Source organism: Kitasatospora sp. NPDC057692, from assembly GCF_042799475.1.
GTDB lineage: Bacteria > Actinomycetota > Actinomycetes > Streptomycetales > Streptomycetaceae > Kitasatospora.
Genome location: NZ_JBHVIV010000158.1, coordinates 1 through 8,752 on the forward strand (window position 1 = coordinate 1; position 8,752 = coordinate 8,752).

Below are 8,752 nucleotides of genomic sequence, written 5' to 3' on the forward strand. Positions count from 1 at the left end.
GGCCCCCCCCCCCCCCCGGGGGGGGCCCGGGGCCGGGCCGCGGGCGGCCCCCCGGCGGGGCCGACGCCGACCCCCGCTGCTGCTCCTGCTGCCGGCGGCGGTCATCATGATCCCGCTGGTCGCCTACCCGATCTACCAGCTCGGCCTGCTGTCCGTGCTGGACTTCGGACAGGCGCAGGCCTCCGGCGGGGTGCCGACCAGCTTCGTCGGCTTCGGCAACTACCAGAAGATCCTGAGCGACGGGCAGTTCTGGTCGGTGCTGATGCAGACGATCGGCTTCGCCGCGTTCTGCGTGGTCGCCACCCTGGCCGTCGGCGCCACCCTCGCGGTGCTGCTGACCAGGGTGGGCCGGGTGCCCCGGCTGGTGCTCACCACCGCCGCGATGGCGGCCTGGGCGGCGCCGGCGATGACCGGCTCGACGGTGTGGAGCTTCCTGTTCGACACCAACCTCGGTCTGGTCAACAAGACCCTGGTGAGCATCGGGCTGGACGGGTTCCACGAGTACAACTGGTTCTACGACAAGTGGTCGGCCTTCCTCATCGTCGGGGCCGTGGTCGTCTGGCACTCCTTCCCGTTCGTCATGGTGACGCTGTACGCGGGCATCAAGGCGATCCCGACCGAGGTCCTGGAGGCGGCGGCGCTGGACGGCGCCGGCACCTGGTCCACCTTCCGCCGGATCACGGCCCCGATGCTCCGGCCGATCCTGACCATCGTGGTGATCCAGTCGGTCATCTGGGACTTCAAGGTGTTCACCCAGATCTACGTGATGACCGAGGGCGGCGGCATCGCCGGCCAGAACCTGGTGCTCAACGTCTACGCCTACCAGAAGGCCTTCGCCTCCTCCCAGTACGGGCTCGGCGCGGCCATCGGCGTGATCATGCTGCTGATCCTGGTGATCCCCACCGTCCTCTACATCCGCTCGCTGCGCAGGACGGGGAACGAACTGTGAACGCCCGTAGCCGCTGGCGCCTGGGCGCCAACACCACCGCCCTCCTGGTGGCGGCCGTCACCGCCTTCCCGATCTTCTGGATGGTGCTCTCGGCGATCAAGCCGAAGGGCGAGGTGCAGTCGCTCGACCCGCGCCCCTGGACGGCGCACCCGACGCTGGAGAGCTTCCGCCAGGTCCTCAGCGTGGACGGCTTCGGCCGGTACTTCCTCAACAGCCTGGTGATCGCGCTGTCGGTGGTGGTGCTCTCCGCCCTGGTGGTCTTCCTCGCGGCGGTCGCGGTGACCAGGTTCAACTTCCGCTTCCGCACCACCATCATGGTGATGTTCCTGATCGCCCAGATGATCCCGGTCGAGGCGCTGACCATCCCGCTGTTCTTCATGTTCCGCGACGCGGGCCGGTTCGCGCCGGGCATCGGGCTCAACACCCTGGCCTCGCTGATCCTGGTGCAGCTGGCCTTCTCGCTGCCGTTCGGCATCTGGATGATGCGGGGCTTCGTCGCCGCCGTGCCGGTGTCCATCGAGGAGGCCGCACAGATCGACGGTGCCAGCCGGACCCGCATCCTGTGGACGATCCTGCTGCCGCTGGTCGCCCCCGGGCTGGCCGCGACCAGCGTGTTCTCCTTCATCGCGGCGTGGAACGACTTCGTCTTCGCCAAGACCTTCATCATCAGCGCGACCGACAACCAGACCCTCCCCTCGGCGCTGCTGGTGTTCTTCAAGCCGGACGAGAACGACTGGGGCGGCATCATGGCGGCCTCCACGCTGATGACCGTGCCGGTGCTGATCTTCTTCATCGCGGTGCAGCGCAAGCTGGTCTCCGGGCTGGCCGGCGCGGTCAAGGACTGAGATCCGGACCTTGACGGAAATCCCCGCGACGGAGGGGCTGCGGCGGGTATAGCGTCCGGTGCCGTGGAGGTGGGGTCCATGGACCGGGAGCGTGCCGACGGGCAACTCGCGCAGATCGCCGAGACGGTGGGCCTCGCCCGCCGTCTCGGCTCGCGCGTCTGGCTGCGCGGCGGCTGGGCGATGGACTTCTTCCTCGGTGAGTGGACCCGCGACCACGAGGACGTCGACTGGTTCGTCCCGGCCGCCGACGCCCCCGCGCTCTCCGCCGCACTGCACGCCCTCGGCTACCGCCCGCTCGCGGGCAGCCCGCCGGAGCAGCAGTTCGACGTCGTGAAGGACGGCCTGGAGTCCGGCTTCGCGCTGGTCGACCCGGCGCCGGACGGCCGGGTGCTGGTGTCCGGCGGCCCCTGGGCGGGGACGGCCTGGCCGGCCGGGCTGCTGAACGGGCCGCCGGGGCGGCTCGGAGGCCTGGTCTGCCCGATCGTCGCACCGGCGGCGCAGATCGAGATCAAGCGGATGATGCCGGTCTGGGACCCGCGGCGCCCGCGCCGGGCGAAGGACACCGAGGACGTCGACCGGCTGCTCCGGGCGCTCAGGCGGCCAGCGTCTGCTCCGCCGACGGAACGCCGACCAGGGTGAACGCCGCGCCGCCGTCGTCGCGGACCACCGCCCGGCGCCCGAACGGCGTGGGCTCCGGCCCGGCCAGCACGGTTCCGCCGAGTTCCCGCACCCGCTCCACCGCGAGGTCGGTGTCGGCGGTCCCGAAGTGGACGGCCCAGCCGGGGTCGGGGTGCCGGGCGATCCCGCCGGCCGGCAGTCCGGCGACCCGGAACAGCGTGGCGCCGTCGCTCTCGCGGCCGTACTCGTAGCCGAACACCCGCCGGTAGAACGCCCGGGCGGCCTCCGGGTCGGGGGAGTGCTGCTCGCTCCAGCTGAACGCGGCCGGCTCGTCGACCAGGCCCGCGCCCTGCCAGAGCAGCCCCTGCCGCAGGCCGAACACCGCCCCGGCCGGGTCGGCCGCCAGCGCCGCCCAGCCCTGCTCGGGCGGTACCTCGTAGGGTTCCCGCAGCACCCGGCCGCCCGCCTCCCGCACCGCCGCGGCCGTCCGCCCGGCATCGGCCACCGCCAGGTACGTCGTCCAGGACTGCTCGCCGCCGCTCGGGCGGGCGGTGAGGCCGGCGACCTGGGCGCCGCGCAGCGTGGCGACCGTCCAGCCGGGCAGCTCGACGAACTCCCAGGCGAACAGCCCGCCGTAGAAGCGCCGGGCCCGCCCGAGGTTCACCGCGCCCAGCTCGACCCAGCAGGGGACGCCCTCGTGGTACCTGCCCGCCTTCGGCATGCCGCGGCCTCCTGGGTCCGTCCGGTGGGTCGGTGCGCCGGCGGGCTCAGGAGACGCCGCGCGGCCGGAACTGGATGCTGATCCGGGGGCCGACCGGCCGGGCCGTCTTGGGCACCGCGTGCTCCCAGGTGCGCTGGCAGGAGCCGCCCATCACCAGCAGGTCCCCGTGCCCCAGCAGCCGCCTCAGCACCGGAGCGCCGCCGCCCCGGGGGCGCAGCAGCAGCGGTCGGGGCTCGCCGACGGACAGGATCGCCACCATGGTGTCCTGGCGCGCGCCGCGCCCGATCCGGTCGCCGTGCCAGGCCACGCTGTCCCGGCCGTCCCGGTAGTAGCAGAGGCCCAGGGTGCGGAACGGCTCGCCCAGCTCCCGCGCGTAGTGCGCGCTCAGCGCCGCGCGGGCCTCGCCGAGCACCGGGTGCGGAGGGGCGTCGGCCTCCCGGTAGGAGGCGAGCAGCCGGGGGACGTCCACCGTGCGCTCGTACATCTCGCGCCGTTCGGCCCGCCAGGGCACCTCGGCGGCGAGCTGTTCGAACAGCCGGTCCGCCCCGTGCAGCCAGCCGGGCAGCAGGTCCACCCAGGCGCCGGCGCCCAGCACCTCGCGGCGCACGCCGGTCAACGGTCCCAGGACGGGCCCGGTCGGGCCCGGGTCGTCGAACAGGGACGGCTGGAGGTGGACGGCGGTGGTGCTCATGGATTCAGCCTACGCCGAAGAATCGAACGCGCATCCGAATAGGAGGAGGGGGCCCTTCGAGCGTACGCCGACCGTGCGCCCGGTCCACCGGGCACACGGTCGGCGACGGCGGGGCCTCAGCGGAGGGACCGCTCGCTGTCGGCGGGGGCGTCCGCGTCCGCGGTGCCGAGCCGCGCGTACACCTCCGGGCGGCGCGAGCGCAGCCGCAGGGCGAGGCCGACCCCGGTCAGGAACACCACCGGAACCACCGACACCAGCGGCCAGTTGACCTCCGGCCCGGCCGCCGTGAACAGGTCGAGGCGCCAGACCACCAGCCCGGTCGCGCAGCACAGCAGCACCGTGGAGAGCAGCGGGGCGACCGCCGTGCGGAACCGGCCCGCGCTCGCCGCGGCCGCCCGCTCGCGGCGGAAGAAGGCGTACACGGCGAGCCCGGCCAGCGCCTGGAGCAGCAGGATGCCGACCACCCCGGGGGAGTTCACCCAGAGGAAGAACTGGTTGTACGGGTCGGCGCCGATCAGCGCGGCCACCACCACGGCGGCGGCCGCGAGCAGGCTCTGCGCGATCCCGCCGATCCACGGCGAGCGGTGCCGGGGGTGGATCCGTCCGAGCGCGGCGGGCGCGGCGCCCTCGGCGGCCAGCGCGTGGCCGTAGCGGGTGATGGTGTTGTGGAAGGCGAGCAGCGCGGCCAGCAGGCTGGTGACGATCAGGACGCGCTGCAGGTCCGTCGCCCAGCCGCCGACGTAGTCCGTCATCGCGGTGAAGAACATCCCCGCCGGGTCGGCGGTCGCGGCGGCCACCGCCCCGGAGTCGCCGAAGGCCTGCACGATCGTCCACGTGATGAAGGTGTAGAACAGCCCGAGGAAGGCGATCGCCGCGTACGTGGCCCGGGGCACCGTGCGGTGCGGGGCGCGGGCCTCCTCGCGGTAGATCGCGGTGGCCTCGAAGCCCACGAACGCGGCGAAGGACAGGCCGAGCACGCCGCCCATGCCCCCGGTGGCCACGTTCGAGGGCGCGAACGAGGAGAGCGAGAGGCCGTGCGCCCCGCCCCGGGCCAGGATCGCGACGGCGAGCACCAGCAGGATCCCGGTCTCGGCGATCAGCAGCGCGCCGAGCACCTTGGCGCCGAGGTCTATCGAGCGGTGGCCGAGGAACCAGACCGCGGCGACCCCGAGCAGCGCCCAGAGCGGCCAGGGCAGGTCCAGGCCGAGCAGGTCCGCGGCGGTCTCCTCGGCGAAGTAGCCGAAGGCGCCGAACATGCCGATCTGGATCGCGCTGTACGACAGCACCGCCAGCAGCGCGGCGCCCAGCCCGGCGGGCCGGCCGAGGCCCCGGGTGACGTAGGCGTAGAACGCGCCCGCGTTGCGGACGTGCGCGGTCATGGTGGTGAAGCCGACCGCGAACAGGGCCAGCACCAGGCCGGTGGCCAGGTAGGCGGCCGGGGCGCCGATGCCGCCGAAGGCGATGGCGAAGGGCGCGACCCCGGCCATCACGGTGAGCGGCGCGGCGGCGGCCACGACGAAGAAGACGATGTCGCCGGTGCCGAGGACGCCGCGTTCCAGTCCGCGTTCCAGTCCGGGTGCCGGTGCCGCGGGAGCGGTCGTGTCGGAGGGCAGGTGCATGGGGGAGCTCTCCCGGGGTCGTGCGGTCGAGGGTAGGGGAGGCCGTCCAGGTGGGGGGAGTGGACGGCGTGAACGGGTCCGGCGCGCGCCCGGGGCGCAGCGCCTTTCGTCGCGGCGGCGCTCAGTGCGTGCGCCGACCGCCCAGCCAGGTGCCCAGCACGGCGACCCCGGCCAGCTCGCCGGCCGGGACGGCGTACGGGTCGGCGGCCAGGTGCACCAGGTCCGCCCGCAGGCCGACCCGCAGCACCCCCCAGGCGTCCTCCTCGAACGCCTGGTGCGCCACGCCCGCCGAGTAGGCGGCCAGCGCCTCGTCGAGCCCGATCCGCTCCTCCGGCAGCCAGCCCCCCTCCGGCAGGCCCTCGGGCGTCTGCCGGGTGACGGCGGTGGCCAGCCCGGCCAGCGGCTCGTACCGGGTGACCGGCCAGTCGCTGCCGAACGAGACCCGCGCCCCGCTGCGCAGCAGGGCGGCGATCTGGTACTGCCGGGCGCCGCGCTCGGGGCCGATCCGGGGCAGGGTCAGCTCGGTCATCAGCGGGTCCGACTGCGCCCAGAGCGGCTCGAAGTTGGCGATCACGCCGAGTTCGGCGAACCGCGGCAGGTCGGCCGGGTCGACCAACTGGACGTGGGCGATCACCGGGCGCCGGGCGCGCGGTCCGTTGCGGCGCGCGGCGGCCTCGACCGCGTCCAGGGCGATCCGCACGCCGTGGTCGCCGATGGCGTGGATGTGCGGCTGGAAGCCGAGCGCGTCGACGGCGGTGACGGCCTCGGCGAGCTCCGCGCCGGTCCAGTTGGCCGACCCGTGCGAGTGCGGGCAGTCGCTGTAGGGCTCCAGCAGCGCGGCGGTGCCGGACTCCACGACCCCGTCGGCGAAGAACTTGACGGCGCGCGCGGTCAGCCGGCCGCCCCCGGCGGCCTCCACCCGCTCGCGGTCGGCGGCGAGCCGGGGGAGTCGCTCGCGCCAGCCGTCCGGTTCGAGCAGCAGCGCGAGGTTGGCCCGTACGGCGAGGCCGTCACCGGCGACGGCGGCGATCCAGGTGTCCACCTGGGCGGGTTCGACCCAGGCGTCCTGGATCCAGGTCACCCCGGCCGAGGCGAGCACCCGGGCCGTCGCGCGCAGCGCGTCGACCTGCTCGGCGAGGGCGGGCAGCGGGACGAGGGCGAGCACGGGGTTGAGCGCGCCGAACTCGCGCAGGGTGCCGAGCGGGCTGCCGTCGGCCCGGCGGACGATCTCGCCGTGGGCCGGCTCGGGCGTGTCGGCGGTGTACCCGGCCCGCCGCAGCGCCTCGCTGTTGGCCCAGCCGGTGTGGTGGTCCATGGTGCGCAGCAGCACCGGCCGGTCGGGGACGACGGCGTCGAGCAGTGCGGCGTCGAACAGGCCGCCCTCGGCGAGCCAGGGGTCGAAGGCGTCGCCGGTGATCCACTCGGCCTCCGGGTGCTCCTCGGCCCAGACCCGGACGGCCTCGACCACCCCGGCCAGGCTGGTGCAGTCCCGGACCGGGACGCCGCGCAGGCCGAGTCCGCCGATCAGCGGGTGGACGTGGCCGTCGCCCCAGGACGGCAGCAGGGCGCCGCCGGCCAGGTCGACGGTCTCGGTCCGCTCGTCGCGCAGGGCGTGGGCCGCCACGCCGAGGGCGGTGATCCGCCCGGCGGTGACGGCGAGGGCGTCGGTGACGGGGCGGGCCGGGTCGCCGGTGTGGATCCGGCCTCCGGTGAAGAGCGTGTCGGCGCGCATACGGGTGCGTCCTCTCCCGGGTGCGGTCTGGTGTGACCTGGTTAACTGAATGGGATTCGGTAACCGTAGGCGCGGCCCGGCGGGGCGCGGAAGAGTTTTATTGAAAGTCATTCGATTACGTTTTCATGACGATGATCTTGAGCGATGATCGTAGGGCCGCGCCGCGCGGCGACACCGCCATCGCCGAAGAGGACGGAAACCCCATGGCCAGGCCGCGCACACCCCTGCTGGACCGGCAGCGCATCGTGCACACCGCGCTGCGGCTGGTCGACGAGGCCGGCGACCTCACCATCCCGGCCCTCGCCGGCGCGCTCAAGGTCAGCCCCTCCGCGCTCTACCACCACGTCACCGGGCGGGCCGAGATCGTCGCCCTGATGCGCGCCGAGCTCGTCCGGGTCATCGGCGAGCGGTCGCTCTGGGACCGGCCGTGGGACGAGGCGCTGCGCGGCTGGGCCCGCGCCTACCGGGAGGCCTTCGCCGAGCACCCCGGCATCATCCGGCTGCTGGCCACCGCGCCGCTCGCCGAACCGTTCATGCACGAGCTGTACGAGCGGGCCGTCGCCACCCTGGAGGCGGCGGGCTTCGCGCGTGCCGACGTGATGGGGGTGATCACCGCGCTGGAGAGCTTCATCCTCGGCTCCGCGCTGGACCTCGTCGCGCCCGCCGTCATGGTCGACGCGGTGGACCGCGAGGCGACCCCGCGACTGGCCGAGGCGCTGGCCGCCGTCCCGGCCGGGCGGCACCGCGCCGACCAGGCCTTCGAGGTCGGGCTCGCGGCGCTGATCGCCGGCTACCGCACGCTGCTGCCGGCCGGTCGCGCGGCGGGGGCGGCGACGGGTCCGACGGCGGGGGTGGCGGGCCCGGATCCGATTTCTGACCAGGCGTGATGGCCTGCTAGTGTTCTTCCTGTCGAGAGGGAACGATCTCCGCGGAGCGGGGAACGGGACCGGTTCGACCAGGCGTCAGTGGTGCTACCAGAGCACGTCCTACTTTCAGTAGGGAGAGTCCGTGCAACCCGGGCCTGGCGCTCCATCGGAAGCGGCCGTCCCCCTGTGGGGGGCGGCCGCTTCGTCGTTCCCCGGGCGGCTCGGCCACTCCGGGTGATTCCGGGCGGCCCGGGCCGGCGCCGGGCGGCGGCGCTCCTATCGCACGCGGCGGCCGAAACCCGTCGAGGCGGCCGACAATCGGCCAACGTCCCGCGCCAGGTGGATCGTTCGTTCGTGCGGCGCACGGGTGTGCGGTCAGCGGTGATGGCGTGCGGAGGGGCCTGACGCGGCGTCAAAGGATGGCCGAAAGCTGACCGTTGTGGTGTGAATATGCCATTGGAACGTTCGTTGAATGGATTCCACCAGTAGCCTTCCGTGTCGAACCCGCCACGGGTCGTGGCAGTCCGGCCGGTGTCCGGCGGCCATGCCCCGCCGCGCCGTTTCCTCCCCGAACCCTCAGAAGGAGCCCGAGTGCCGGGTATCGACGAGTGCCTGTCCCGGGCGATGGCGATCGCCGGGGCCCGCGCCGCCAGTCTGATCGACTGGAGCAGCGGGCTCGCCCTGGGCAGCCTCGGAGTCAGTCCGACCGGC

The 8,752-nt window shown here is 74.0% G+C and carries 8 protein-coding genes; 4 read left to right on the forward strand and 4 right to left on the reverse strand.

Annotation, left to right across the window (positions count from 1 at the left end):
* The 3 genes from ACFVFS_RS39825 to ACFVFS_RS39835 form a co-directional block, all read left to right on the forward strand.
* A partial coding sequence (locus tag ACFVFS_RS39825; protein WP_380629948.1) for a carbohydrate ABC transporter permease occupies nt 1-949 on the forward strand: 949 nt, incomplete at its 5' end.
* Nucleotides 946-1,794 carry a carbohydrate ABC transporter permease gene (locus tag ACFVFS_RS39830; protein WP_380629949.1) on the forward strand — a complete coding sequence of 283 codons (849 nt, stop codon included), beginning with the start codon at nt 946-948 and terminating at the stop codon, nt 1,792-1,794. The genes ACFVFS_RS39825 and ACFVFS_RS39830, both read left to right, overlap by 4 nt.
* A 78-nt stretch (nt 1,795-1,872) precedes the next feature.
* A complete protein-coding gene (locus ACFVFS_RS39835) occupies nt 1,873-2,433 on the forward strand; it encodes a nucleotidyltransferase domain-containing protein (protein ID WP_380629950.1) in 561 nt (186 codons plus the stop codon).
* On the opposite strand, the gene ACFVFS_RS39840 is transcribed toward ACFVFS_RS39835, so the two are convergent.
* The 4 genes from ACFVFS_RS39840 to ACFVFS_RS39855 form a co-directional block, all read right to left on the reverse strand.
* Nucleotides 2,387-3,133 (reverse strand): VOC family protein, encoded by a 747-nt coding sequence (locus ACFVFS_RS39840; protein ID WP_380629951.1) that lies wholly within the window; start codon nt 3,131-3,133, stop codon nt 2,387-2,389. The two genes, ACFVFS_RS39835 and ACFVFS_RS39840, sit on opposite strands and share 47 nt — an antisense overlap.
* Before the next feature lie 46 nt (nt 3,134-3,179).
* Nucleotides 3,180-3,824, reverse strand: coding sequence for an alpha-ketoglutarate-dependent dioxygenase AlkB (locus tag ACFVFS_RS39845; protein ID WP_380629952.1), 645 nt, complete (start codon nt 3,822-3,824; stop codon nt 3,180-3,182).
* Between the two features lie 116 nt (nt 3,825-3,940).
* Nucleotides 3,941-5,443: an APC family permease gene (locus ACFVFS_RS39850; protein WP_380629954.1), complete on the reverse strand. Its 1,503-nt coding sequence runs from the start codon at nt 5,441-5,443 to the stop codon at nt 3,941-3,943.
* Between the two features lie 121 nt (nt 5,444-5,564).
* Nucleotides 5,565-7,175, reverse strand: a complete 1,611-nt coding sequence (locus ACFVFS_RS39855) for an amidohydrolase (protein ID WP_380629956.1) — start codon at nt 7,173-7,175, stop codon at nt 5,565-5,567.
* A gap of 125 nt (nt 7,176-7,300) precedes the next feature.
* Between ACFVFS_RS39855 and ACFVFS_RS39860 the strand changes: the two genes are divergently transcribed.
* A complete protein-coding gene (locus ACFVFS_RS39860; protein ID WP_380629958.1) occupies nt 7,301-8,062 on the forward strand; it encodes a TetR/AcrR family transcriptional regulator C-terminal domain-containing protein in 762 nt (253 codons plus the stop codon).
* The last annotated feature ends 690 nt before the right edge of the window (nt 8,063-8,752 follow it).